Source organism: Thalassotalea agariperforans (genome assembly GCF_053470345.1).
Map to the genome: position 1 here is coordinate 399,663 of NZ_JBQMWH010000002.1, position 24,932 is coordinate 424,594.

Annotated in this window: 20 protein-coding genes and 1 other RNA gene; 9 read left to right on the plus strand and 12 right to left on the minus strand. The window is 38.1% G+C overall.

The window, feature by feature from the left end; genetic code table 11:
• The 3 genes from ubiH to ACSLUO_RS04945 are packed head-to-tail and all read right to left on the minus strand — an operon-like array spanning position 1 to position 3,206.
• On the minus strand, positions 1 to 1,221 hold the full coding sequence (gene ubiH / locus ACSLUO_RS04935; protein ID WP_448246712.1) for a 2-octaprenyl-6-methoxyphenyl hydroxylase: 1,221 nt from the start codon (positions 1,219 to 1,221) through the stop codon (positions 1 to 3).
• Positions 1,222 to 1,240: 19 nt separating this feature from the next.
• Entirely contained in the window at positions 1,241 to 2,605 is a 1,365-nt protein-coding gene (gene pepP, locus ACSLUO_RS04940) for a Xaa-Pro aminopeptidase (protein ID WP_448246713.1), read from the minus strand.
• Positions 2,606 to 2,636: 31 nt separating this feature from the next.
• Positions 2,637 to 3,206 (minus strand): UPF0149 family protein, encoded by a 570-nt coding sequence (locus tag ACSLUO_RS04945; protein ID WP_448246714.1) that lies wholly within the window; start codon positions 3,204 to 3,206, stop codon positions 2,637 to 2,639.
• A 260-nt stretch (positions 3,207 to 3,466) separates the two neighbouring features.
• Between ACSLUO_RS04945 and ACSLUO_RS04950 the strand changes: the two genes are divergently transcribed.
• The 4 genes from ACSLUO_RS04950 (at position 3,467) to metK (ending at position 6,635) form a co-directional block, all read left to right on the plus strand.
• The gene (locus ACSLUO_RS04950; protein WP_448246716.1) at positions 3,467 to 3,775 is read left to right on the plus strand and encodes a cell division protein ZapA; all 309 of its coding nucleotides are present in this window, start codon (positions 3,467 to 3,469) and stop codon (positions 3,773 to 3,775) included.
• 48 nt (positions 3,776 to 3,823) lie between these two features.
• Positions 3,824 to 4,005, plus strand: a non-coding RNA gene (gene ssrS / locus ACSLUO_RS04955) — 6S RNA.
• A 243-nt stretch (positions 4,006 to 4,248) separates the two neighbouring features.
• Positions 4,249 to 5,106 carry a glutamate racemase gene (gene murI, locus ACSLUO_RS04960; protein ID WP_448246718.1) on the plus strand — a complete coding sequence of 286 codons (858 nt, stop codon included), beginning with the start codon at positions 4,249 to 4,251 and terminating at the stop codon, positions 5,104 to 5,106.
• 341 nt (positions 5,107 to 5,447) lie between these two features.
• Positions 5,448 to 6,635, plus strand: coding sequence for a methionine adenosyltransferase (gene metK, locus ACSLUO_RS04965; protein ID WP_448246720.1), 1,188 nt, complete (start codon positions 5,448 to 5,450; stop codon positions 6,633 to 6,635).
• A 100-nt stretch (positions 6,636 to 6,735) separates the two neighbouring features.
• Here the strand turns inward: metK and ACSLUO_RS04970 are convergent, their stop codons facing one another.
• Both ACSLUO_RS04970 and ACSLUO_RS04975 read right to left on the minus strand, forming a co-directional pair.
• Complete coding sequence (locus ACSLUO_RS04970) at positions 6,736 to 7,710, minus strand: sensor domain-containing diguanylate cyclase (RefSeq protein WP_448246722.1); 975 nt, start codon at positions 7,708 to 7,710, stop codon at positions 6,736 to 6,738.
• 38 nt (positions 7,711 to 7,748) lie between these two features.
• A complete protein-coding gene (locus tag ACSLUO_RS04975; protein ID WP_448246723.1) occupies positions 7,749 to 8,813 on the minus strand; it encodes a response regulator in 1,065 nt (354 codons plus the stop codon).
• Positions 8,814 to 8,962: 149 nt separating this feature from the next.
• On the opposite strand from ACSLUO_RS04975, the gene tpx reads away from it, so the two are divergent.
• Positions 8,963 to 9,619 (plus strand): thiol peroxidase, encoded by a 657-nt coding sequence (tpx, locus tag ACSLUO_RS04980; RefSeq protein ID WP_448246724.1) that lies wholly within the window; start codon positions 8,963 to 8,965, stop codon positions 9,617 to 9,619.
• A gap of 314 nt (positions 9,620 to 9,933) precedes the next feature.
• Positions 9,934 to 10,380 carry an Hsp20 family protein gene (locus ACSLUO_RS04985; RefSeq protein ID WP_448246726.1) on the plus strand — a complete coding sequence of 149 codons (447 nt, stop codon included), beginning with the start codon at positions 9,934 to 9,936 and terminating at the stop codon, positions 10,378 to 10,380.
• A gap of 81 nt (positions 10,381 to 10,461) precedes the next feature.
• On the opposite strand, the gene ACSLUO_RS04990 is transcribed toward ACSLUO_RS04985, so the two are convergent.
• From ACSLUO_RS04990 to ACSLUO_RS05020, 7 genes are all read right to left on the minus strand, one after another.
• Positions 10,462 to 10,959: an MGMT family protein gene (locus ACSLUO_RS04990; RefSeq protein ID WP_448246728.1), complete on the minus strand. Its 498-nt coding sequence runs from the start codon at positions 10,957 to 10,959 to the stop codon at positions 10,462 to 10,464.
• An 8-nt stretch (positions 10,960 to 10,967) separates the two neighbouring features.
• Positions 10,968 to 12,569: an aldehyde dehydrogenase (NADP(+)) gene (locus ACSLUO_RS04995; protein WP_448246729.1), complete on the minus strand. Its 1,602-nt coding sequence runs from the start codon at positions 12,567 to 12,569 to the stop codon at positions 10,968 to 10,970.
• 64 nt (positions 12,570 to 12,633) lie between these two features.
• Positions 12,634 to 13,404 (minus strand): 3-deoxy-manno-octulosonate cytidylyltransferase, encoded by a 771-nt coding sequence (gene kdsB / locus ACSLUO_RS05000; protein ID WP_448246731.1) that lies wholly within the window; start codon positions 13,402 to 13,404, stop codon positions 12,634 to 12,636.
• A 4-nt stretch (positions 13,405 to 13,408) separates the two neighbouring features.
• Positions 13,409 to 13,588 (minus strand): Trm112 family protein, encoded by a 180-nt coding sequence (locus ACSLUO_RS05005; protein WP_448246732.1) that lies wholly within the window; start codon positions 13,586 to 13,588, stop codon positions 13,409 to 13,411.
• 51 nt (positions 13,589 to 13,639) lie between these two features.
• On the minus strand, positions 13,640 to 14,647 hold the full coding sequence (gene lpxK / locus ACSLUO_RS05010; RefSeq protein WP_448246734.1) for a tetraacyldisaccharide 4'-kinase: 1,008 nt from the start codon (positions 14,645 to 14,647) through the stop codon (positions 13,640 to 13,642).
• Positions 14,648 to 14,674: 27 nt separating this feature from the next.
• Positions 14,675 to 16,417, minus strand: a complete 1,743-nt coding sequence (gene msbA / locus ACSLUO_RS05015) for a lipid A export permease/ATP-binding protein MsbA (RefSeq protein ID WP_448246735.1) — start codon at positions 16,415 to 16,417, stop codon at positions 14,675 to 14,677.
• A 156-nt stretch (positions 16,418 to 16,573) separates the two neighbouring features.
• The gene (locus ACSLUO_RS05020; RefSeq protein ID WP_448246737.1) at positions 16,574 to 18,940 is read right to left on the minus strand and encodes a DNA internalization-related competence protein ComEC/Rec2; all 2,367 of its coding nucleotides are present in this window, start codon (positions 18,938 to 18,940) and stop codon (positions 16,574 to 16,576) included.
• Here ACSLUO_RS05020 and ACSLUO_RS05025 point away from each other — a divergent pair.
• The 3 genes from ACSLUO_RS05025 to ACSLUO_RS05035 all read left to right on the plus strand — a co-directional run bounded on the left by ACSLUO_RS05025 (position 18,939) and on the right by ACSLUO_RS05035 (position 24,881).
• A complete protein-coding gene (locus ACSLUO_RS05025) occupies positions 18,939 to 19,457 on the plus strand; it encodes a DUF2062 domain-containing protein (RefSeq protein ID WP_448246739.1) in 519 nt (172 codons plus the stop codon). The genes ACSLUO_RS05020 and ACSLUO_RS05025 overlap by 2 nt on opposite strands.
• 468 nt (positions 19,458 to 19,925) lie before the next feature.
• Positions 19,926 to 23,243, plus strand: a complete 3,318-nt coding sequence (locus ACSLUO_RS05030) for a TonB-dependent receptor (RefSeq protein WP_448246741.1) — start codon at positions 19,926 to 19,928, stop codon at positions 23,241 to 23,243.
• 117 nt (positions 23,244 to 23,360) lie between these two features.
• Complete coding sequence (locus ACSLUO_RS05035; protein ID WP_448246742.1) at positions 23,361 to 24,881, plus strand: VCBS domain-containing protein; 1,521 nt, start codon at positions 23,361 to 23,363, stop codon at positions 24,879 to 24,881.
• The last annotated feature ends 51 nt before the right edge of the window (positions 24,882 to 24,932 follow it).

Sequence of the window (24,932 nt, forward strand, 5' to 3'; positions counted from 1 at the left end):
TCAATAACCCATGGTTTTCTTAACAAAGGCTTGTTTTATCGGCTGGCAATAATTTAACGCTTTTAACGCGATATTACGGCCCGCAACTAATGGCGGCAAGGTGTTAGAAAATAAGGTAACTAACGAGTCGGTTAAGTTAATGATCTGCCTTTGATCATCACGCCTTAATTCACCATAATGGTTTAACATGGCAAAACTGCCAATATCTTTGTTTTGCGCTAATTGTTCAGCGATTAATGTTGCCAACTGTGAAACATCTCGCACACCAAGATTAAAACCTTGCCCCGCAATAGGATGAATTGTATGGGATGCATTTCCTACTAATGCCATACGGTGGTATACGTTTTCGTCGGCTTGCACTAAATTTAGCGGATAAATAAATCGTTGGCTTACGCTGTTAACACCACCTTGCCAAAAACCAAACGCTTGATTCAGTTTTGCGATAAATTCTTCGTCTGAAATCCCCGTTAACTGTTCAGCTTGCTCTGGTGTTACCGTCCAAACTAACGAACACATATTATCATTTAACGGTAATAAAGCGATCGGGCCAAATTCTGTAAAACGTTCATAAGCAATATTTTGATGGGCTTGAGCCATAGTAACATTGGCGATAACCGCTGATTGCCCATAGGCTTTGCTGGTAGTTTGAATATTGGCAAATTTTCGACATACCGATTGAGCACCATCACAAGCTAATAATAACTTAGCTGATAACTTTGCTTTTGATGTAAGCTTTATTTCAACACTCTCTGTTAGCCAATCAAGCTCCTCTATTTGTGCAGGAGCAAACCAGTGAATATTATTGCTTTGTGAGTTTTGAATTAACGCTAAAGCTTGTTGTAAAGCTAGACCTATGCTTTTCATGGGGGCAACATAGCCTAAGGCATCAACTTGATGATCTTTAGCATAAACGCGTGCTTTGCCGTAATAACCACGATCAGATATATGAATAGTTTCTATCGGGTTCGCCTTCGCTGATAAATTTTGCCAAACACCTAAGTCGGCAAAATAACTCGCAGTGCCATGTGACAAAGCTAAAACTCGCTCATCAAATGTTAATTCATGGCTGTGGTTATCTGTTGTTCGATGTTTTTCAACAATAGCAATTTGTAATAACTCACCATTTGCTTTTGTCAATTTAGCCAAGCTTAAGGCCATTAAACAACCAGCAAGCCCGCCGCCCGCGATCACTACGTCAAAATGGGTTTTATCAATATTCATCTATCAATTATATTTATCATTAAGGGCGAGCTTTCGCCATGACAGCTTCTATCTCAGCAATAGTTTTTGGTGCGTTAACGGTTAAGTTTTCATAGCCTTGCTCAGTCACTAATACATTGTCTTCTATACGAATACCTATGCCACGCCATTGTTCAGCTACCGTTTGATCATCAAGTGGAATATATAAACCTGGTTCAATGGTCATCACCATGCCTGCTTCAAAAGCACGCGCCTGTTTACGCTGTCCGTTTTCATCGACAGCAATGCCATAATCCCCAACATCATGAACATCTAAACCAAGCCAATGGCCTAAACCATGAATAAAATATTTTTTACAGGCATTATCGGCAATTAACTCTGTTAAATCGCCTGTTAATAAACCTAACTGATGCAAACCTGTGGTTAGCACTTCACTGGCAATAGCATTTAAGTTAGCTAAGCTTTGCCCGGGTTTTATCGCTTCAATCGCGGCATTTTGTGCATCTAACACTAATTGGTATAGAGCTTTTTGTGGTTCACTGAATTGGCCGCTAACGGGAAACGTTCGGGTAATATCGGCCGCATAACCGGCTAACTCTGCGCCAGCGTCAATTAATAATAAATCACCATTTTTTAACACATCTTGATTGTCGGTGTAATGTAAAATATTGGCATTATCGCCACCGGCAACAATTGAATTGTAGGCAGTAAAACGAGCGCCATGACGAGCAAACTCATGTAAAATTTCAGCTTCTATTTGATATTCAAGCTTACCATCAACGGTTTTTTCCATAGCCCTTTGGTGCGCTTGGCCGCTGATCACATTAGCTTTACGCATCACCTCAAGCTCGGCAGTCGATTTAAACAAGCGCATTTCGTGAATAACATCACTACAATCAACCAAAGCTTTAGGTGCTAATTTCCCTTGCCTTGATGCTGACTTTAACTGTTTAAACCAAGTTAGTACTTGTTGTTCAAACTCAGCATTATCGCCTTGGCATAACTGTACTTGTGTTTTACCATCAAGATGATCAGGAACATATTGCTCAATATCATTTACCGTAAAACAAGCAGTAAACTGATATTCGCTTTGTGCCACCTCAGGACCAATTCGTCGGCCATGCCACACTTCTTGTAAAGGATCTTTTTCGCGACAAAACAAAATGCTTTGATCGTCAGCCTCACCGTCTTTTCCTTTTATTAATAACAACAAAGCATCAGGTTCGTTAAAACCGGTTAGGTAATAAAAGTTTTTATTTTGACAAAACAAATATTCCGTGTCGTTACTACGGGTAACTTCTTTACCTGCAGGAAATAACGCCACCGAATTCTCAGGCATTTGTGCTAAAAAGGCCGCTCTTCGAGTAATAAACTCTGTTACCGGTAATAAGGTGTTTTTGATCATAAGCTTGCTATAAGTGTTGAATGTGTCGAAATTAATGAATTGTTTCTTTTTTGCTGGTATCAACCGGCGGTTCACCAAGCTCAGAAAAAATTAATAAGGCAGAAATACGAACATATTCACCTATTTCATAATAAGCTTGTTCACTGGCTTCATCTTCGTCAACTTCGTCTGATAAATTAGCAATTTCAGAAAAATCTGCGATCACTTCTTTCACATCTTCCGAAGTAACCGGCATATCTTTATGTTGTAAACCAAACCCTAGATTAAAACCTTGAACCCAAGCACTTAGTGCATTGCTACGTTCGCTGATCGCATCGTCGTCATCAGGTAACATTAATTGAAAACCAAAACTGTCGTCTAAAATAGTTTGCCAAATTTCTGAATATATCGTTTTGATCTGGCTTTTTACTTCCGCAGGTAATGGCTCACCATTGTTGTAACAGTCATTAAGCATAGGTAAATAGTCATTACTTTCAAAAGCGAGACCACTACAAATTAAACCGGTTATTGTGCCATGCATTTCTGAGGCATGAGCAATCACACCATTGGATGTGATAACAGCTTGAAAAGTAGAAAAAAGGGTTTGAGTTTGATCGGGCATAATTTAAAAATAGCTCCATGGTACAGAGGGTAATATCCTACCATTGCCAATAGCATTGACACCAGAAAAACAGCGATGATGACAGTGAATATTGCGATCAATCATCAATTTGGCCGTTTGATCAGTTAATGCTTGCATCGGCAGTGGAGGATCGTTATATTTTCAGATATCTAGGTAAGTTGTTCGTAAATTGCTTTTTTAGCTAAAAATTAAGCACTTATCTGTTATTTTTTATTCATAAGCTTGGAGCTTGATTACCCATGGGTAAATCCGCAGTAAATATTTCAATTAATGGAAGAACATTAAAAGTTGGCTGCCCAAGTGGTGAAGAGTCTGCTTTAATTGCTGCGGCCAATGAACTTGATTCACGTTTAACCAGCTTATTAGAAAAAGGCTCTTGCGCCAATCCTGAGCAAGCGATATTAATGACAGCGTTAAATTTAGCTAACGATTTATTGAAGCTGCAACAGCAATCTGCACAAGAAAAAATCAACACTGAAAGTAAAATTGCTCTTTTACAATCAACTATCGAACACGCTTTGAGCGATCAATCAATAAAACGCGCTTAATCGTATTTATTGTTATTAATCTTTTCTACTTTTGTTATAATGCTGACAAGCCTTCTGGGATGTTTGTTGTTAACCATGTCCCTGAGCCGATAAGTTTTACTTCAGGGTTTTAATTTTTCACTATTGTGCAAGCCTGGCTCGTATCAGGAAGCCTACGGTGATAATGCAAGACCCGCCTTGAGCACACGGTGTTCAAGGGCTGACGTCGACAACGGCATTCTGGAAGGTTTACTTTTATTAATTATGCTCATTCTCTTGCTCATGAGAAAAGTAATAAAAGTGCTAATTTAAGTTTTAAATACTAATTTAAGTACTGGTGAATAATATTGTTTAAGCCGTCAAGCGATAAAACAATTAGTTGATAATTTACAACACCGCTAGTTTACATTGATACCTCGCTCGCGCTACCATCAAAGCAACAATAATTCTTTATATTTCAATATCCAATGTTACCCAGTATGCCTCAGGCAACAATGTTAAATACAGAAACAGATAATTCAGCGACAGATCTTTTAGCCGTTAATGCCGCTAACGCTAGTATTGGTATTTTTGACTCCGGTATTGGCGGATTAACTATTGTTGATGATATTAAAGCGTTATTACCTGATGAACACTTTATTTATTTAGCTGATAATAAATATGCCCCTTACGGCGAAAAATCTCCCGAGTTTATTATTCAACGGGTCAATGAAATTGCAGATTTTTTTATTGCTCAAAACGTTAAAGCTATTGTTATTGCTTGCAATACCGCAACCGTTATTGCCATTGACCAATTACGTAAACGCATTAACATTCCTGTCATTGGTGTGGAGCCGGCAATAAAACCTGCCGCCTTAACCACTAAAAAGCAAAAAGTAGCAATTTTAACGACGCAAGCAACGGCCAATAACACGCGCTTTTTAGCTTTAGTAAAAGCCCACAGCGGTAATGCCGAAATATATATTCAGCCCTGTCCTGGCTTAGTGCAACAAATAGAACAAGGCTTATTTGATGATGAGCAAACATTAGCATTATTAAGCCAATATTTATTACCGCTAAAAACTAAAGGTATCGACAAGCTAGTGTTAGGTTGTACCCACTACCCTATGCTAACAAAGCAAATAGCCCAGCTCATTGGTAATGAAATAGAATTAATTGACACTGGCTTACCGGTAGCCAAACAGCTTAAAAATATATTAACTCAGAAAAACTTATTAACAACTCAAGCAAGCAAACCTGCTATTTGGTTAGCAAGCCAAACATTTAGTGACACCATTCAACGAGTTTTTAATTACCCTTGGCAATTAACAACATTAAGCACTTCCCCGACAAGTGGCCTAACTGCTAAATAAAACACCGCCCAAAGATCATTCTTGTACCAGTAACTCCTCTTCGTATCTCGTATCTTGTATCTTATAACTTGTAACTTGTTGCTTGTATCTTGTATCTTGTACCTCGTATCTTGTACCTCGTAACTTGTAACTTGTTGCTTATAACTTGTATCTAGTCCCTCGTTTTTATTGCATGACCACAAATTATTTAAGCCATTTAGACGTCTAGGCGTAAAAAAACTATCAATCCATTTTTTTTAGAGGTAGAATTGCGAAAAATTTAACCTGTTTGATGCCGATCCCGCTCCATTAGAGCGAGTGTAAATTTCATCAAATACTTTGTAAAAATATTATGAGGTTTTATGTCTAGCTACTATTTCACTTCTGAATCAGTATCAGAAGGTCATCCGGATAAAATTGCCGATCAAATTTCTGATGCGGTTTTAGATGCGATTATTGCACAAGATAAAAACGCCCGTGTAGCCTGTGAAACTATGGTAAAAACAGGGGTAGCTATTATTTCTGGTGAAATTTCAACGTCTGCTTGGGTAGATCTAGAAAAGATCACTCGCCAAGTTATTTGTGATATTGGTTATACTTCTTCAGAAGTTGGCTTTGATGGCGAAACTTGCGGCATTATGAACTTAATTGGTCAACAATCACAAGAGATTGCACAAGGTGTTGATCGTAAAAGCCCTGAAGAACAAGGTGCTGGTGACCAAGGTTTAATGTTTGGTTATGCTACCAATGAAACTGAAACGCTCATGCCGGCGCCATTATACTATTCTCATCGTTTAGTTGAGCGCCAAGCTGAAGCGCGTAAATCAGGTGTTTTACCTTGGTTGCGTCCTGATGCAAAAAGCCAAGTTACTTTTATTTATGAAGATGGTAAGCCTGTATCTATTGATACTGTGGTACTTTCTACGCAACATAACCCTGATATTAAACAACAAGATTTACATGATGCGGTAATGGAAAACATTATTAAGCATGTATTACCAGCTGAGTTATTAACCGAAAATACTAAGTATCATATCAACCCAACCGGTAGTTTTGTTATTGGTGGCCCTGTAGGTGACTGTGGTTTAACAGGTCGTAAAATTATTGTTGATACCTACGGTGGTATGGCGCGTCATGGTGGTGGTGCTTTCTCTGGTAAAGATCCATCAAAAGTTGACCGTAGTGCGGCTTATGCTGGTCGTTATGTAGCTAAAAACATTGTTGCTGCGGGTATTGCGGATCGTTGTGAAATTCAAGTTTCTTATGCCATTGGTGTGGCAGAGCCGACCTCGATTTCAGTTGATACCTTTGGTACTGGTAAAATTTCTGAAGAGAAATTAGTTGAATTAGTACGTGAACATTTTGATTTACGCCCTTATGGCATTACTAAAATGTTAGACCTACTTCACCCAATGTATCGTCAAACAGCGGCATACGGTCACTTTGGTCGTGAGCCGTTTGAAATGACTGTAGGTGATGACACCTTTACTGCTTTCAGCTGGGAAAAAACTGATAAAGCAGAAGCTTTAAAACAAGCGGCAGGTTTATAAACTAATACCAAGCAAAATGCTTAAAGCTTATAGCTTAAAACCTAGCATAAAAAAACGCATCAAGTAGGAATACTGGATGCGTTTTTTTATCGTATTTTTGCTACTTTAACGGCTGCTCTTTTGGGTACAAGGTTACTTTATTTCGGCCATTTGCTTTTGATTGGTAAAGTGCCACATCAGCAGCTTCTATCCATGCCTCATGATTTTTAAAGGTAGGTGTTATTTCTGCCACCCCAACACTAATTGTATAGCTAAGTTCAATATCATTATATTTAACGATTGATTTTTCCACTTCTTCCCGAAGTCGCTCAGCAAATATCTGACCATTTTCTAAAGTAGTATCCGCCAAAATAACCGCAAATTCTTCACCACCATAGCGACCACAAATATCGGTTTCTCGTACGTGTAAACTGGCCAAATTAGCTAAGTGACGAATAACTTCATCGCCAACAATATGACCGTACTTGTCATTCACCTTTTTAAAATGATCAATATCTAACATCACTAAACAACTAACGTTATTACTACGTGTCCAGCGTTTATATTCAGATGATAAACATTTTTCCCAATGACTACGATTAAATAGCTGAGTTAAGCCATCTGTTTGGCTCAACATCGCTAAATGTGCATTAGCAGTTTCTAACGTTTGTTTATGCACGGCATTATCTGTTACGTCATACACTAATAAACATAAGTGGGAAACTTGGCCATCTGCCGCCATTAACGGAATAAAGGTGGTATTTTGAAACATGTGCTCGGCAGAGCCGGTGATCGGGCGATAGTTTTGAAACTTAAATAAATACGGGCGCTGCTCCCAAATAGTAAACGCTTTATTTTTTAACAAAAAAACAGAATCTGCTTTACGGGTAAACCATTCTTGATCAATTTCTTCAAACAAACTAAATAATAATTTATCTTTTACTTCTGCAGGTTTTAAGCCGCTATGGTTTTCCATAAAACCATTCCAAATTTGCACTTGATAGTCACGATCTAATACCACTAAGCCAACGTCAATGGTGTGGAGCATTTCCATCATCCAATGTAATTCATGTAATTGATCTGAATCTATAGACATATATTTTCCAAACTAACCATTATTAAGTAACACATAAATTACTCATCCATCAGATAAGCTAATTTATTATTCAGCGTTTTCATTGATTGCTCAGTAAAGAGTAATAACAAATCACATTTAATTGGGTGATTTTCAATGCCATAACTAATTTCAATTGCTAAGGTACGTTGCCAACGTTTAGATGATGATGAAATAAGTTCATTCACATTTATATGCTGACCAAGCACCACAGGATGGCCTTGGCTAAAAGATACGTCTAATTGCTCTGACACCCCTTTTAAACATGCGCCAATCAGTACGTTGCCCATATCCATCAATAATTCTAATTCTGCATTTTCATTTTGTGGTGGCTCAATATTCATCAAAGTAGCAATATCTTTAAAGCCAGAATCATTAATAATTAATAACGCTTCACCCGAAATACCTGAACTGATAAACCCCTGACAGACACCTGACGTGGTTTCTTTATTCACGGCAGACAGCGCCATGTTAATTTCACTCACTTCAATCAAATTAACATTAGGAATGGGCAGCATGACAAACACATTTAATAAACGCGCTAATAAATCACCGGCACGTCCCATCGCAACATTGGCGATTTCTTGGTAGCAATCGCGTAAATTGTTATCAAGCTGTTCAAATTCGACGGCTTCATGAACCACTTCAATATGATTTTCTTTAACATCTTCAACACGTTTTTGCTCTGGCTTTTGCTCACTTGCTAGAGTTTCTTCTTTTGTGAAAACGCCATAACTTAATAATATTTCAGTTAATTTTTCTTTATTGACGGGTTTTTGAATAAAATCTAAAGCGCCAAGACTAGTTACTCGTTGATGAGCTTCCGGCTGTATATCACCAGAGATAACAATGGTGAGCGTTGGTAAATCTTCTTTAACTATGGTTTGTAATACTTCATAACCATCCATCACTGGCATGTTTAAATCCAGTAATAAAACATCCCCTTTCCCTGCTTTTATCGCTTCTATTCCTTCGGCTCCATTGGCCGCAAAACTAATATCTACATCCCAACCATCCGGTAGAGAGCGGGCAACTTGCTTGCGCGCCATATTAGAATCATCACAAATCAGCAGACGTGTCGACATATATATTAATTCCAATTACTTAAATTATTTTAGCTTTACTCTACTATAGCAAAAGTATCACTGAACAATAGTTTATTTGAAAAACTATAGCCATTTTTTTCATACCTAGTTAAGCTTGCCTATTATCTACTGATTATAGTTCACAACAAATGAAAATATTGAAAAAAATCACACTATTAACCCTATTAAGCAGTTGTTTTTATCAAGGCCAGGTTTTAGCGGAAAATAACTTCCCAGAAACTAACAACCTTGTTAAAGCGGGTGACAAATATGTCACCTTAATTGGTCATCAAGTGAATGTTGGTGAGCAAGCACCAAATTTTAAAGTGGTCGATGCCAATTTTTCGCCGGTAAAATTAGCTGACTTTGCCAACAAAGTGGTCTTAATTTCCGTTGTACCTAGTTTAGATACAGGGGTTTGTTCACTTCAAACTAAACGCTTTAATGAAGAAATTAGCCAGTTATCCGATAACATTGTTATTTTAACTATCAGCAATGACTTACCTTTTGCTCAAAAGCGTTTTTGTAAAGCTGAAAATATCGATAAAGTAAAAGTGCTTTCTGATGCGGTGTGGCGAGACTTTGGTCAGCATTATGGCTTGTTGATCAAAGATATGGGGTTATTAACACGGGCAATTTTTATTATCGACCAACAAGGTAATATTGCTTATAAAGAATTAGTTGAAAGTATTGCAAGCCATCCTAATTATGAAATGGCATTATCAACGTTACAGGCAATTGCACCATCAGTGATTGATGACAATGAAAATTCAGCCGTCAGCGGTGATGTAAAAACCATAAAATAATTATCTGACCAATGCTAAAAAACAAAAAGATGATATTTTTATCATCTTTTTTTATACTTATTTTTTAGTAACTTACATTAAAAACAACACTAATTTTAAAAATATTTTAGTTTTTTATCTTGAAAAATATTTCATCAATCCCATCTATTAAAGTGTAGTCGCCGATAGGGATTACATAAACCGCCTGTTCCATTGTGGAAAGGTATTTTTCAAAAAAGTTAGTTAATTGAAGATGCAGCCTTTGCTGGTCAACTCATTAATTAATCATTTGAAATAACAACATATTGCTTAAAAACAAATAGGATATGAATATTATGCGTACATCTACAGACTTTAGCCCTTTATACCGTTCTTTTATTGGTTTTGATCATTTAGCTGGCCTAATTGATAAAGCATCACGTGCCGATAAACAGTCAACTTACCCTCCATATAATATCGAATTACTTGCTGAAGATAAGTATCGAATTACTATGGCTATTGCCGGGTTTGTTGAAGATGAACTCGATATAGAGTCAAAAGAAAGTGCTTTGATTGTCACCGGAACCAAAACTCCCGTTGATGACAACAAAGAACGTAAGTTTTTACATCAAGGCATCGCTGAGCGAAACTTTGAACGGAAATTTCAACTCGGTGACCATGTCAAAGTCATCGGTGCACATTTAGAAAATGGACTGCTTCATATTGATCTAGAAAGAGAAATACCTGAAGCGTTAAAACCAAGAAAAATTGCCATTAATGGTAAAAAATTACTCGAAGGTTAATCCCCTTCTTTAAAAAATCTCTCCCCTTATATTTTTTGCCCAGCTATACGCTGGGCTTTTTTTATCATGTGTAAAAATACATTAAAACGATAAACGAAATAGCAGCTCAGTTATATCTGGCTGCCATTGAAATTCAGCAAGTTTTATTTTATTGCCTAACACTACAACTTGCTCCTGTTGTAATAACTGCCTCTGCGTAATAAAGCCGTCACTGTTAACTGGTAATGATATTTTTCCTTGAGCATTGATCACTCGATACCAAGGGATAGGTTTACCATGCCAGCCAAGCTTAGGCATTAAACCTAATGCGCGGCCAACTAATCTTGCTCGCCCAGGTAAGCCAGCTAGATCGGCAATTTGGCCATAAGTTGCTACCTTACCTGTGGGTATAAGTTGTACCGTTTGCCAAATTTTTTGATAATTCTGCTGTGAACATTGTTGAAGGCTTGGTTGAGGACTTGGTTGAGGGCTTTGTTGAGTGCTATTTCGAGTACTATTTTGAGCATTATTTTGAACACTATTTCGAACACTTGGCGGATCGGTTTTTAGCTTATTGATTTGAGTCGCTGCTTTTTTCACGTCATTAACTAACCAATTGCCGCTCGCGTATAAACGCCATCAACCAAGCGATTAATAGTCAGCGGATTACTATTTTGTAATGCTTCAGGTAATAGAACTTCAGGGTAGTTTTGTAAACAGATAGGTTTTAAAAATCGAGTAATTGCAGCGGTACCAACGGAGGTAAAACGGCTATCACTAGAGGCTGGAAATGGCCCGCCATGCATCATAGCTTCACACACTTCAACACCAGTTGGAAAATTATTAATAACTAACCGACCCACTTTTTGTTGCAGTAACTGTATTAAACTCGCATGCTCAGCTAATTCCTCATTACTACCTTGAATAGTGCCGGTAAGCTGTCCAGCTAAGCTTTCAATTACAGTTATGATCTCATCAATGTTTTTGCAGGTAATTAATAATGCCGCATGGCCAAAAATTTCTTCTTTTAACTCAGCAGAGCCAATAAACGTTGAGGCGTCGGTTTTTAATAAAGCCATTTGGCTAAAGCAGCCGTTCGAGCTAACTTCTGTTTGACCTTGAGCAATAACTTCAACATTATCATGCGCTATTCTGTTTGCTAGATTTTTCTGATAACTTTGATGAATACCTTGGTTTAACATAACCCCAGCAGGCACGTCCTTAATCAAACACTGCAACTTTGAAATAAAGGCCGTTAAGCTGTCATCTTCAATCGCAATTAACAAACCTGGGCTAACACAAAATTGCCCCGTTCCTGCTTTAAAAGAAGTGACAAAATTTTCGGCAATGGTTTTAAACGATTTTTTTAAGGTTTTGGGCAATAAAACAACCGGATTCGTACTGCCCATTTCGGCAAAAACGGGAATAGGCTCAGCACGGTTTTGCGCTAGCTTCATCAAAGCGATACCACCTTGGGTTGAGCCGGTAAAACCAACCGCTTTTATTTCAGGAGCGCATACCAGCTGCTCGCCAATATCATTGCCGTCACCTAATAACATTGAAAAAGTCCCCGCTGGCAGCTGACACTTTTCCACTGCATTATTAATCGCTATTGCAACTAATTCACATGTACTAGGGTGCGAGTTATGTCCTTTAACAATCACAGGACAACCGGCCGCTAATGCTGATACGGTATCACCACCAGCAACCGAATACGCTAGCGGAAAATTACTCGCGCCAAACACCACCACCGGCCCTAAGGCTTGATTAATATAACGCAGATCAGGTCGTGGTATAGGTGTGCGCTCAGGTTGTGCGGTATTAATTCGAATATTTAGAAAGTCACCAGCAAGCACTAGCTCGGCAAACAAATGTAATTGATTAACGGTACGCTCTCGTTCGGTAGCGATACGTTCTTTAGGATAACCCGTTTCTAACGCCCCGCGCGCAAGTAAATCATCACCAAGAGCTAAAATTTCGTCGGCACAGGTGGTCAAAAATTTTGCTCGTTTAGCTAAACTCATTTTTGAAACAACAGGGGCGGCTTGGGCGGCAGAAGTTAATGCCTGCTGAATTTGATCTTGATTGGCAAAGCTCATTACCGGCTCAACGTTTTGCCCTAATACAGGATCATAAGCCTGAAAATGTCCGTTAAGGCCAACTTGCCATGTACCCGCAATCAGTTGTTTTCCTGTTAAGATCGTCATCATTTACCTGCTTAATCGTTTGCTAGCTGCCTCAAACCAGCTGCAAGATATACTTACTTAATGTGAATTATTTTAATAAGTTAGAGGCAAACATTCGTGCTTTTTCAAGATCTTCTGGCGTATCTACGCCTTCAACTGGCAAACGCTCTTTGGCCGTTGCTACATGAATTTTTTCACCTTGCCATAACACCCGTAATTGCTCTAACGATTCTACCTGCTCTAACTGACTTGCCGGCCAGCTAACATAATCTTTAATAAAACCGGCGCGGTAAGCATAAATGCCGATGTGTCTTAAATAGTGATCGCCTAGGCTTGTAATATCATCATTTTTTAAGAAGTTATCTCGATCATAGGGAATACATGAGCGGCTAAAATACAAGGCGTAGCCATCTTTGTCGCATAAGACTTTAACCGCATTAGGATTAAACGCTTCTTCAACGTCAGAAATTTTATAAGCCAATGTTGCCATACGGGCTTTATGTTGACCCGCTAAATTTTCAGCCACTTGCGCAATATTAGCTGGCGGAATAAACGGTTCGTCACCTTGAACATTAACAATCACTTGATCATCAGGAAATTGATATTGAGTCATCACTTCAGCTAAACGTTCAGTACCCGATTGATGATCGCTACGAGTATGGCAAACTTCACCACCAAAACTTGTAACCACATCCGCAACTTGTTGGTTGTCGGTTGCCACAATCACCTTACTGGCACCACTGGCTTGCGCTTTTTCAACCACCCACTGGATCATTGGTTTGCCACATATGTCTGCTAATACTTTCCCTGGTAAACGTGATGATTCAAAACGTGCTGGGATGACAATAACAAATGACATTCGCTTAAGCCTCTTGCTCTAATTTACGTGCTTCGTTTTCTAATAACACTGGAATGTCGTTTTCAATCGCATAGGCAACTTTGTCAAACTTACAAATAAGCTCTTGGTTTTCACGGTCGTAAGCTAATTTTCCTTTACATACAGGACAGGCTAAAATTTCCATTAACTTGATATCAAATGCCATAATCTTCTCTTTAAATTTTGCTCTGCAGTGAATAACTGCAATTTACGTTTATTAAGTTTGATTGGTTAACGCTTCAATGCGCTTAACCAATAAATTTTCTTCTATTTTAGGAATACGAGCATCAACTGGCACATACCACCAGTTTGCTTTAGCAAAACCATAACACTTTATCGCGTCTTTTTCTGTCATTAATAACGGAATATCATCTGAAAATTCATCGAAGTCACTCGCTTGAAAATGGTGATGGTCAACAAAGCCTTGCTGCTGATTTAATATAAAGCCCAGTGTTCGTGTGGTGGCAAAAAAACGCTCTGGAGAACCTATGCCTGCAATAGCATTAACATGGTTAAATTCAGCGCGTAAGGTTTCAGCGGAACAACTTTCACCGGTTAGGCAATTAATTAAAGGCCCTGGTATTAATGTCATTGGCATCTCATTTACCAAAGGTTTTTCACCATTATTAATGATGTAATCAACCGTATTCAAGCGCCATAAACCTTCACGAAGTGGCCCTGCCGGTAATAATAACTGATTGCCAAAACGGCGTTTACCATCAATAACGATAAACTCAATATCCCGTTGTAAACGATAGTGTTGTAAACCATCATCAGTAATTAAAATATCACAGCCCTTGGCTATTAATTGTTGCGCACACTTAACCCGATCGCTACCAATGCTAATATTGACTTGGCTACGACGGTAAATCATTAATGCTTCATCCCCCGTTTCAATAACCGTTGAAGCAGGGTTAATTAAATATGGATAATGTGGTGCTAAACCACCATAACCTCGACTGATCACCCCTGGGGTTAAACCCATTTCTCGGCATAAAGCCACCAGCCACAAAACAACCGGTGTTTTACCATTACCACCAACGCCAATATTACCAACAACAATCACAGGTTTTTCAACCTTAACTGAAGGTAATATTTTCCAGCGATACGCTATGCGGCGAGCGCTTGATAGTAACCAAAACAACAAAGTTAAGGGCAATAATAACGGTACTAAAACATATTTTGCTCGGTGATGATGAAACCAGACTTTTTCAATCAAGCGCATAGATTTTTTCTTTTTATAATTTTTTAATTAACCAAATTGCAGCTTATGGAGCTGTGCATATACACCACCTTTTGCTAATAAGCTTTGATGATCTCCCTGCTCAACAATTTGTCCCTGTTCCATAACAATAATTTTATCGGCATTTTCTATCGTTGATAATCGATGAGCAATGACAATAGAGGTTCTATCCTTTTGTAAATTTTGTAAAGCATCTTGAATATGACGTTCAGATTCAGTATCTAACGCACTGGTTGCTTCATCTAAAATTAAAAATGGTGCATCACATAAAATCGCACGGGCAATTGCAACACGTTGGCGTTGGCCACCTGACAACAACGAACCATTATCACCGATATAGGTATTTATCCCTTGTGGCATTTGCTCAGCAAACTCCCACACATGAGCACTTTTTGCAGCAGCAATAATATCAGCTTCACTCGCATCCGGCTGACCATAAGCAATATTATTCGCTAAAGTATCGTTAAATAACACGACTTGCTGTGACACATAAGCAAATTGCTTGCGTAAATCGGCTAAATTATAATTTTCAATATTTTCACCATCAATTAACACCTCGCCCTCATCAACATCATAAAAGCGCAATAAAATAGAACTTGCCGTTGATTTACCACTACCAGAGCGGCCCACTAATGCAACCGTTTCACCAGCGTTAGCTTTAAATGAAATATGTTTTAATGACGGGGTTTCTTCACCTTGATAAGTAAATGAAACATCTTTTAATTCAAAATCACCTTTCGAGCGGCTCAGCCTTTTACCACCTTTATCTTTTTCAATATCTTTGTCTAATACGGCAAAGATACTAATACAAGCGGCCATACCCCGCTGAAATTCAGCATTCACGGTAGTTAATTGTTTAATCGGTTTAAGTAATGTCACCATACAGGTTAATACGGTCGTAAAAGCACCGGGGGTGATCACATCCTTCATATAATCTAAGTTGGCAAAATATAAAACAAAGGCCATACCTAATGAGGCAATTATTTGGATTGAAGGCACACTAACCGCTTTTGCCGCCACCATTTTCATTCGTTGTTGACGATTACGTTTATTAATACCGGCAAAACGCTCACTTTCTCTTTGCTCACCACCAAAAGTTAATACCACTTTATGGCCGTTAAAAGTTTGCTCTGCCGCACTTGTTACTTCACCCATGGTATTTTGAATACCGGCGCTGACCTTTCTAAAACGTTTAGAAACATAAGAAACAACAATGGCAATAAAAGGAGTTAATAATAAAAAGATAGTCGATAATTGCCAGCTGTTATAAAACATCACCGCCAATAAGCCAATAACAAAAGCCCCTTGCTGAGCAAGTGTTAATAACGCTTTACTGGTCGCTTGCAAGACCTGCTCTGCGTCATAAGTTAATTTTGATATCAGCGTTCCAGTGGATTCTTTATCGTGATAACTGACCGGCATTTTTACGATGTGATCAAACAATATTTGACGAAGATCCGTAACCACATGATTACCAACCCAAGCTAAAGTAAAGTTGCCGATAAAGTGAAAAACACCTCGCGCAGCCATTAATAACACTAAAGCAATCGGCGCATAGCGCATAAAATCAGGGTTTTTACCGGTTAGCCCCTCATCAATAAGCGGCTGTAACTGCGCAAGAAAAAAGCTATCGATGGCGGCATAGCCAAACATACCAATTACTGAAATGATTAAACCATATTTATATGGTTTGGTGTAACGCATTAAACGTTTAAAATTCTGCCATGTAGTAGCAGAAGCAGGATTATTCATGAATGATCTCTGTCTCTATAAAGTTTTAACAAACGCGAGTTAAATGCGTGTCAAAGCTAGATAAATAACCTCCGCTTGAGTTAAGCACTAACCAAAGCTGAAATTAAATAAATATCGAATTGCCGCCATTTTAGCGTTAAATGGTTTAGTTACCAACTAATTAGCAAACCAAAATGCATATTGATGTTTTTTATATTCCAAAACATCAATGGAATTGGCTGTTAAGTAAAAGGATATCATGCCACTATCGGCGGTTTTCAAGGTTTTAATCGCTAATTCTTGATAACGAGTAACAACTTTTTCTGTTGGCATTTGCCATTGGTTCATAAAACCAGCACTAAACACCGCATAAGTTGGCTTAACCGTTTTAATAAACTCGCTTGACGATGATGTATTAGAGCCATGATGAGGCGCTATTAATATAGCAGCACTTAGCTGGTTTCCTACCGACGCCAATAATTGCTGTTCAACCTTTTGTGAAATATCACCGGTGAATAGCACCTGATTAACGCCATCTGAAATAGTAAAGACACAAGAATCATCATTTTCTGAACCTAGTTTTGGCTCTAATGGCCAAAGCTGATTAATTTGCAAACCTTGCCATGCAAATGTTTCTCCCTGCAAACATGGTTTATCGCCAGCTAAATTAACATCATTAGCGATCACCTGTTTAATGATAAAATGCTGACGCAACCAAGTTAACCCACCTGCGTGATCATTGTCACTGTGGCTTATGATCACTTTATCAATGGTGTTAATTCCCTGACTTTTTAAATAAGGTGCGATCACCGATTCCGCCATTACAAAGCCACTCGGATAACTTGCGCCAGTATCATATAAAATCACCCGCTGGTTTTTCTGAATGATCACCGCTAAACCCTGACCAACATCAAATATCTTAACTTGCCATTGTTTAACGTAGTCATTTTGTTCGTTATTAAAGTGCGAGCGAAAATGTTCAGAAAACGCTATCAAAAATATTGGGACTAGCAGTGCAACAACCCAACTGGCTTTTTTTCTATTTGTCGCTAAATAAACAAACACAACACAAAATAAAGTCACCATAAGTAGCATGATCGCCTGATCACTCACCACAATTAACGATTCTTCAACGCTTTTAAACAAACTTAACCATTGCCATAAAATACTCAGCGTTTGCATTGCCAACTCAACAACAAAATCAATATCTGTGAATAAGGCCAGTACTGCCGAACAAAATACTAATGGCAGCACCACCAACGACATAAATGGTACCGCAAGAATATTGGCTAATATAGCGGCACTAGGTAGTTGATTTTGTAACAATGCCGCAACAGGTAAAATAAACAGCGTTAACCCAAATTGAATTAACAATAAAGACGCTAAATATTTTTGCCAGCGAGCAAAACGTTCAAAAATATGCTGCCATGCCCAATGGATAAAAAAGATGATCATGACCGCATAAAACGACAACCAAAAGCCCGCCCCTAAAATACTCATTGGCTGCAACAATAAAATAAAAAATAACGTTAATAGTACCAGTCGCGTTTTACTCAATTTAATACGCAGGCATTTACTAAGCCAAAATAAACTCAGCATAATTAAGGCTCTGCTCGTTGGTGCTGAAAAACCCGCTAAATAGCTATAAAAAAAGGCACATAAAACACTAAAAATGATCACTAAATAATGTAAGTTATGTTGATTTAACAAGCGTTGCCCGCGGCTAGGTAAATACTGAACAGGTAGCACGCGTAACAGAAAAAGTAATAAATAATAACTCGCACCAGCGATCAGCCCAATATGTAAGCCCGAAATAGCCAATAAATGCTGAGTTCCGGTTAAGGCTAATATTTGCCAATCATCTTTGGTAAGTGAATCTCTAACACCAAAAGTTAAAGCCAGATAAAGTGGGTAGCCATTTTTCTCTTTTACCCGATGAAATATATGATCAAAGCCACGCTGACGTAAGCTGGTATGTTCAGATATTAACTGAGCTTGTTGTTTTTTTACGTAACCTGAAGCAACCAGTTGATGTTGCCTTAACCAAGTTTGATAACTAAAGCCACCTTGGTTTGCTAACCCATGCGCTGGTTTTAACTTTACCGCTAACTGCCAGCGCTGCCCTTGTTGGAGATTTTTAGGTGCTGATTGCCAACTTAAACGCACTTTAATTTTTTTAATTAAAGGTATGTGATTCACCGCTTCAACATTCACGTTTATGCGTGTAGTCGATAAATTAGGGATAATTAAATTATCGATTTCCCCCGTGAGTATCACGCTTTTTTGATAAAGTTGTTCGCTTGTTATTGAGTTGTTATTCAGCGCTTGGTTATAATTAGCACCGTTAAACAACATCCAAATACAACCTAAGATAAAAGCCACCAATTGCCGACTCAATTTTAGCAACGAGCAAGCAAGCGCTAGTACTGTCAAAAAAATTACATAAGAAATCTCTGGCACTATTGGCAAAAATAGTGACAATAGAGCACCGAGAAAAAATGTTAAAAGCCACCTATCCATAGTGATTGCCGTTTGAGGGACCATGCCTAAAAAATTTATCAAACGTTTGATGCCCGATCATCAAACCATCAAAACCAATAAACACTTACAAATATTTGGTGATTTACTCCACAATCCTAACCTGTGGCATTTAAACCGCCATTCCATTGCAAAAGCATTTGCGGTTGGTTTATTTTTTGCGTTTATTCCTGTGCCATTTCAAATGGTATTAGCAGCAGGTATGGCTATTATAGTACATTCAAATTTACCCTTATCTATCGCCCTTGTCTGGATCACTAACCCACTGACAATGCCGGCTATTTTTTATTTTTGTTATCTAGTGGGAACATGGATTCTTGGTGGTGAAGAACAAGCCTTTGTATTTGAGGCAAGTTGGCAATGGGTAGTAGATAGTTTATCAACTATAGGCCCAGCATTTTTACTTGGCTGTGGTGTACTTGCAGTATTTTTTGCAATTTTGGGTTACTTTTTCATTCATTTATTATGGCGTTATAACGTATCAAAAGACTGGAAAAAACGCACTACTAGTCGAAAAGTTTAAAACAAAATACCACGTAAAAATAAAAAGGTTATTGATGTTTATATCAATAACCTTTTTTATAATAAATAGCTTACCAAAGCGCCCTGCCCATACCGCAACTTACGCCAAACAAACTTAAATTTACAACTGGGGTCTGTTTATCTTTGTTTAATAATTCTGCTGAAAGATAAACGCTATAAAGTCAACTCAAAGCACTGAACACACGCTCACCACACAAAAGACTCAATTTGATTGATTGTGATTAATCATCCTATTTTTCAGATAAAAAAACACCAATTACCATATAAAAAAATAAAATAACGCATAATCCATGTACGAAATCATGCGTACAATGATTAATCATGTTCAGTATTGACTAATGATGAAATATCTGGTGTTATATATGAGGGAATGTTAGCGCTAACCGCACTAATACGAAGATAACACTATAATCTATAAGAATTAATTCCAAATATAGGCGACATGGTCATGAGAAATACCAAAGAACATACTAAGAGAGAAAGTTTACAAAGGGCGCTATTAATTGGCGGCTCTGCAAGCATACTAATGTCACTTTTTTCTCCATCAGTATTAGCAGAAGAAGTAAAATCAGCTATCGATAGTCAAAAATCCAAAGAAGCCATTGAAACTATCGAAGTTACGGGGGTTCGTAGTTCATTAGAAAATGCACTTAATGTAAAACGTGGTGCTTCTTCAATTGTTGATGCTATTTCTGCAACCGATATGGATAGTTTACCTGCACTTGATTTAGGTGAAGCATTACAAGCCCTTCCTGGCATTCAACTTAATACTGAAGATGGTCAACGTAACTCTGAAATTAACTTACGTGGTTTAAAAGGTGGTTTTGTTAAAACTACTGCAGAAGGTCAATCTTTTGCTACACCAAGCCGAAGCGCTGGTGCTGTTGGTGGTTCAAACCCATTTGGTTCATTTGAAGCTACTGTATTTGATGGTGTAACCGTTGTTAAATCACCAACATCTGACATGCAAGAAGGTGGTGTTGCCGGTATAGTTGATAAAAAGTTACAACGTGCCCTTGGTAAAAAAGACGGAAAATATTCAATTAACATTGGTAGCCGTTATGAAGAACTTTCTGATAATTGGGATAACCAAATAAGATTTTCAGGCTCTAAACATATTATTAAAAATAAGTTAGCGGTTGCCTGGAAAATTGCTGGTTCAGAGCAAAACTTCCGTCGTGATACTGCTAACTTTAAAGATTATAACTCGCTTAATCTTATTTCAAACAATACAAATGTTGATACTAATTTCATCACAGCTGAAGCTTTAAATGACTATAAAGCACTACATGGCATTAATGATCCATTAGCTATTGTGAAAGTAGTTGGTCACGCAGCACAAGTAAGTGAAAACAACCATGGTGATCGTTTTTCAGGTACCGGTAACATTGAATACCAAGCCACCGAAAATTTAAAAATTGGTGCTAACTTCTTGTATACCAAGCGTGATCTTGGTGAAAGTACCATGGAAGATGTGCAATTTAGCATGCAAACCAATGATCGTTCAGGTCAAATTATCAGCCAACGTGTCACGCTTTCTGATGATCCTAATGATACGCCAATTAAATTAAGTGATAATGCTAACCCTAATTACGACCCAGCAATACATCATCCGGATCTTGCTACCATCCCTGTATATGCTGCCACCGTTGCTGAAATTTCAAACGTTTCTTGGACACCAGCAACCCGCTTAATGTCGTACACTGAAGAAGCTAAAGGTGTTTTCCTTTACGCGAATTATGTTGCTGATGATTGGTTAATTGACGGTACGTTAAGTAAATCTGATTCTATTAACGAATTCCAACAAACCGGTTTAGATATTCGTCATCAAAACAAAACTTGGGCGACTTATAAAGATTTAGAATCAGGTGAAAGTTATAAATACGCACCAACAGGTTTAACCGGTATTATTAACACAGGTAAAGGTGACTTAAGCAAAGCTTATGCGAGAGTAGAAGGCTGGGATAGTTTTCAGTATTCTGATGTTAATGGCATTCTTACCCCTCTTGCTGAAGAAGATGCATGGCAGCGCCATCAAAATGGTTGGAAAACCGTGAGACTTAGTTCAAATAGTAGCGCGCTAGATCCAAACCTAAATCCTCGTGTACCAAATGATTATCCTCCAGGATCACTACCGGAAGATCCAGATGAATTACAAGACAAAATTGACGGTTTAGGTGGACGCAGTGTTGAATTTTTCACTTTAGGTCGAGTTCAGCGTCCAGAGCGAGATTTTGAATCAGGTGAAATTAACTTTGAACGTTATACCGCTATAGGTAATGAATCATTTAACATTACCAGTGTAAAATTTGGTGCCCGACATTCAAGAGAGCTTTTATCTACCTTTGACGTGTCAGTTGGCGGTGGTGGTGCTAATACATCAGTATTAAACCAAGAAACTATTTTTGCTAATGCTTTATCTTCAGCTAACCAAGCAGAATACTTTAATGGTGATTATCCAAATCATTACAATTCTGACAATGGCTGGAAGCGCATTGACTCAGAAAATTTAAGAGAATTACTACAAACAGATATGGTTGTTTACGACGATGAAGGTAATATCGTTGAAGACTTTGCTATGGCAGACCCTACCGGTTTTGCAGTAAAATTAGACCACCGAACTGATGAACCAACATTCGGTTTAAATACCAACTTCCGTCTAAATTTTGAAGCGGATCAAGTCATCAATGCTGTTTACCTAATGAGTAACTTTGAAGGTGAAATTGGCGACATGACATATAGCGGTAATGCCGGTGTACGTTATATCGAAACTACCAATGATGTTATTGGTCAAGGTTTTGATGATGAGGGTAATGGTATTGCGGTATTAACTGAAAATGATTACGACCACACCTTACCATCAGTTAACCTTGCGGTTGATTTAACTGAAGATGTAGTTTTACGTACGGCTTATTCTAAAGGTCTTGTTCGTCCAAACTTATTAGCGCAAACCCCAAGTCCAGTATATACCTCATCTGGTAGCTCATTGAGATTAGAAAACTCAAAAGCAGAAGTTTTACCATATACCTCAACTAACTATGACCTTTCATTAGAATGGTATAACCGTGAAGGTTCAGCCTTATCTGTTGGCGTATTTAGAAAAGAAATTGAAGGTAAAATTGATACTAGAACCATTTGTCCAATTGGCGATGAAGAATATTGGGGCGTTGGTCAACTAGAAGAAGTTGAAATAGGTGAAGCCTTACCTCGTTGTCAAGAAATCGAAGATTATGTTGATGAAAATGGTGATGTTGTTGAAAACCGCCGAGTAGTGGTTAGATCTACTTATAACAGTGATATTCCAATTACCGTTACCGGTTATGAATTAGCCGTTCAACAAAAATTAGACTTTTTACCATACCCATATAATGGCTTTGGTGGTGTATTCAACTTCACTAAAATAGAACTTGATGAAGGTGATGGTTTACCAATGACTAATATCGCTCCATATTCATATAACTTGATTGGTTATTACGAAAATGACGGTGCAAGTATTCGTTTAGCCTATAACTGGCAAGACGAAAAATTATTAAGTGTTGGCGGTAACACCTCATTCCTAGGTAGTGAAGCTCGTACCCAAACATCTGGTGGCCGTTTAGATTTATCTGCGTCGTATAACTTTGGTAAAGGTTTAAAAGTAAACCTTCGTGCATATAACCTGAATGATCGTCAGGAGTACGAATATATTGGTGGTAATGACCAAGCGATTAGCCGTATCCGTTATGCGGGTCGTACATACTCTGTAAGCTTAAGTTATAACTTTTAACTGAGCATTTTAATTTTAAACAATAGGTTGTTATTGCGTATTAACTTGTTTGATAACACTTCAGCTTTACGCAATATCAACAGAATAAAAAAGAATAGAATTTACAGGAACAACCCAATGAAAAAACAAATTATAGCTCTATCACTGCTTGCATCATTGTCTGCATGTGAAATAGACAACAGCGGAGCTAAAAAAGTAGCCGCTAATTTTAACAACGAATTTACCACTGAAGTGGGTTTTGATGGCACTACTGGTAAAGGTATGGAAGTTGAACTAACCGTAGGCCATGGTTCAGCTGAAGGTACAATTGTTGTTACCGATGTTAACTACGGTGAAGCCGATCCAGATTATGCTCAAATTCCTGAAGGTAATTACGGTACTTTTGTAATGACGGAAGAAGGTGATGGAGCCTGGACATACGATCTAGATGAAACTCATCCTGAAGTTGCTGCGCTTATGGGTAATACAAATGCAACTTTAACAGACACTATTACATTAACCTCATTAGATGGTACTCAAGGTGATCTTAACTTTATTATCAAAGGTGTTGCCGCTGACATTCCTGCAGAATTTAGGGGGGCTTTTGTTGCTAACGTATCATTAAAAGAAACCCTAGGTTTTGGTAGAGCAGAAGTTTATGACGAAAACTTTAATGAATCATTTTTCCGTGTAGAAGGTGATGCAAAATACGGTGTTTTCACCATGAACCCTGATGGCCGTTGGGAGTATGAGTTAGACAAAAGACACCCTGACTTACAATCATTAGTAACACCTGAAGATGCAACATTTGAAGAGTTTACGGTTTACTCTGCCGATGGCACAGAAAATACATTCAAAGTAAACATTACCGGTGCTCCACTTAACTTTGCCGTTCAAGTTCCTAGTGAAACAGACTTAACTAGCGTTTTTGCAATTAACTTTTTAGGTGAAAATGTAGCTATTGGCGATGTAAGCGATGGTAAATTACTTTTTAGCGCTAAAACAACCGAAGACTTAGCAACAACCGGTAAAATAGGTATGACTTGTGGTAGCTGGAATGGTAACAATGATGGCGGCGGCGATAACCGCCGAGTTGCTCAGCTTTTCCTAACACCTGATAGTGAAATTACCATGTGGTCTGCTCCAATAGTACCTGGAGGTTCTTATAGTAATGGCTCTCAAGATTATGCAAAAAATGAAAACAACCAATTTATTACTGAACATGTAGTATTTGATCAAATGCATATTCCAGGTGAATGGACTGAATTTGCAATGACTTGGGAATATCGAGCAGCTAGCGATAAAACGTATTTAACACTTTCTATTAACGATGAAGTCGCAAGTTCCGATCATGGTGCTATCCCTGCCGATCCAACCGAAAAGTTTGTCGCTCAAACTGTAGCTGGCAACGGAAAGTATAAATGTCTACAAGAAATGCGTTTTTTCATTCAAAAAAATCAAGATAAAGGCGGTGTTGGCGCGTTATTAGTTGATGACATTAAGTTTTATACCAATATTGATGCCGATGTAAAATTTGACACCCCAGACTTTGAAGATAGCTTTTCAAACAGTAGTGACGGTGACTCAATTCAAAAAGCAGAAAACCCACGTTACAAAGCTGTTACTACCGATAACATCTTTATTATACGCGATCTTTAATACATAGAAATTCAATACTGTTTACTCAAAATACTAGGTTACTGCCGGTAA

What these genes read in the sequence shown, in the direction of transcription:
- ubiH (WP_448246712.1), bottom strand. Translation starts at nt 1,221, where the DNA reads ATGAATATTGATAAAACCCATTTTGACGTAGTGATCGCGGGCGGCGGG.
- pepP (WP_448246713.1), bottom strand. Translation starts at nt 2,605, where the DNA reads ATGATCAAAAACACCTTATTACCGGTAACAGAGTTTATTACTCGAAGA.
- ACSLUO_RS04945 (WP_448246714.1), bottom strand. Translation starts at nt 3,206, where the DNA reads ATGCCCGATCAAACTCAAACCCTTTTTTCTACTTTTCAAGCTGTTATC.
- ACSLUO_RS04950 (WP_448246716.1), top strand. Translation starts at nt 3,467, where the DNA reads ATGGGTAAATCCGCAGTAAATATTTCAATTAATGGAAGAACATTAAAA.
- murI (WP_448246718.1), top strand. Translation starts at nt 4,249, where the DNA reads ATGTTAAATACAGAAACAGATAATTCAGCGACAGATCTTTTAGCCGTT.
- metK (WP_448246720.1), top strand. Translation starts at nt 5,448, where the DNA reads ATGTCTAGCTACTATTTCACTTCTGAATCAGTATCAGAAGGTCATCCG.
- ACSLUO_RS04970 (WP_448246722.1), bottom strand. Translation starts at nt 7,710, where the DNA reads ATGTCTATAGATTCAGATCAATTACATGAATTACATTGGATGATGGAA.
- ACSLUO_RS04975 (WP_448246723.1), bottom strand. Translation starts at nt 8,813, where the DNA reads ATGTCGACACGTCTGCTGATTTGTGATGATTCTAATATGGCGCGCAAG.
- tpx (WP_448246724.1), top strand. Translation starts at nt 8,963, where the DNA reads ATGAAAATATTGAAAAAAATCACACTATTAACCCTATTAAGCAGTTGT.
- ACSLUO_RS04985 (WP_448246726.1), top strand. Translation starts at nt 9,934, where the DNA reads ATGCGTACATCTACAGACTTTAGCCCTTTATACCGTTCTTTTATTGGT.
- ACSLUO_RS04995 (WP_448246729.1), bottom strand. Translation starts at nt 12,569, where the DNA reads ATGATGACGATCTTAACAGGAAAACAACTGATTGCGGGTACATGGCAA.
- kdsB (WP_448246731.1), bottom strand. Translation starts at nt 13,404, where the DNA reads ATGTCATTTGTTATTGTCATCCCAGCACGTTTTGAATCATCACGTTTA.
- ACSLUO_RS05005 (WP_448246732.1), bottom strand. Translation starts at nt 13,588, where the DNA reads ATGGCATTTGATATCAAGTTAATGGAAATTTTAGCCTGTCCTGTATGT.
- lpxK (WP_448246734.1), bottom strand. Translation starts at nt 14,647, where the DNA reads ATGCGCTTGATTGAAAAAGTCTGGTTTCATCATCACCGAGCAAAATAT.
- msbA (WP_448246735.1), bottom strand. Translation starts at nt 16,417, where the DNA reads ATGAATAATCCTGCTTCTGCTACTACATGGCAGAATTTTAAACGTTTA.
- ACSLUO_RS05025 (WP_448246739.1), top strand. Translation starts at nt 18,939, where the DNA reads ATGCCTAAAAAATTTATCAAACGTTTGATGCCCGATCATCAAACCATC.
- ACSLUO_RS05020 (WP_448246737.1), bottom strand. Translation starts at nt 18,940, where the DNA reads ATGGTCCCTCAAACGGCAATCACTATGGATAGGTGGCTTTTAACATTT.
- ACSLUO_RS05030 (WP_448246741.1), top strand. Translation starts at nt 19,926, where the DNA reads ATGAGAAATACCAAAGAACATACTAAGAGAGAAAGTTTACAAAGGGCG.
- ACSLUO_RS05035 (WP_448246742.1), top strand. Translation starts at nt 23,361, where the DNA reads ATGAAAAAACAAATTATAGCTCTATCACTGCTTGCATCATTGTCTGCA.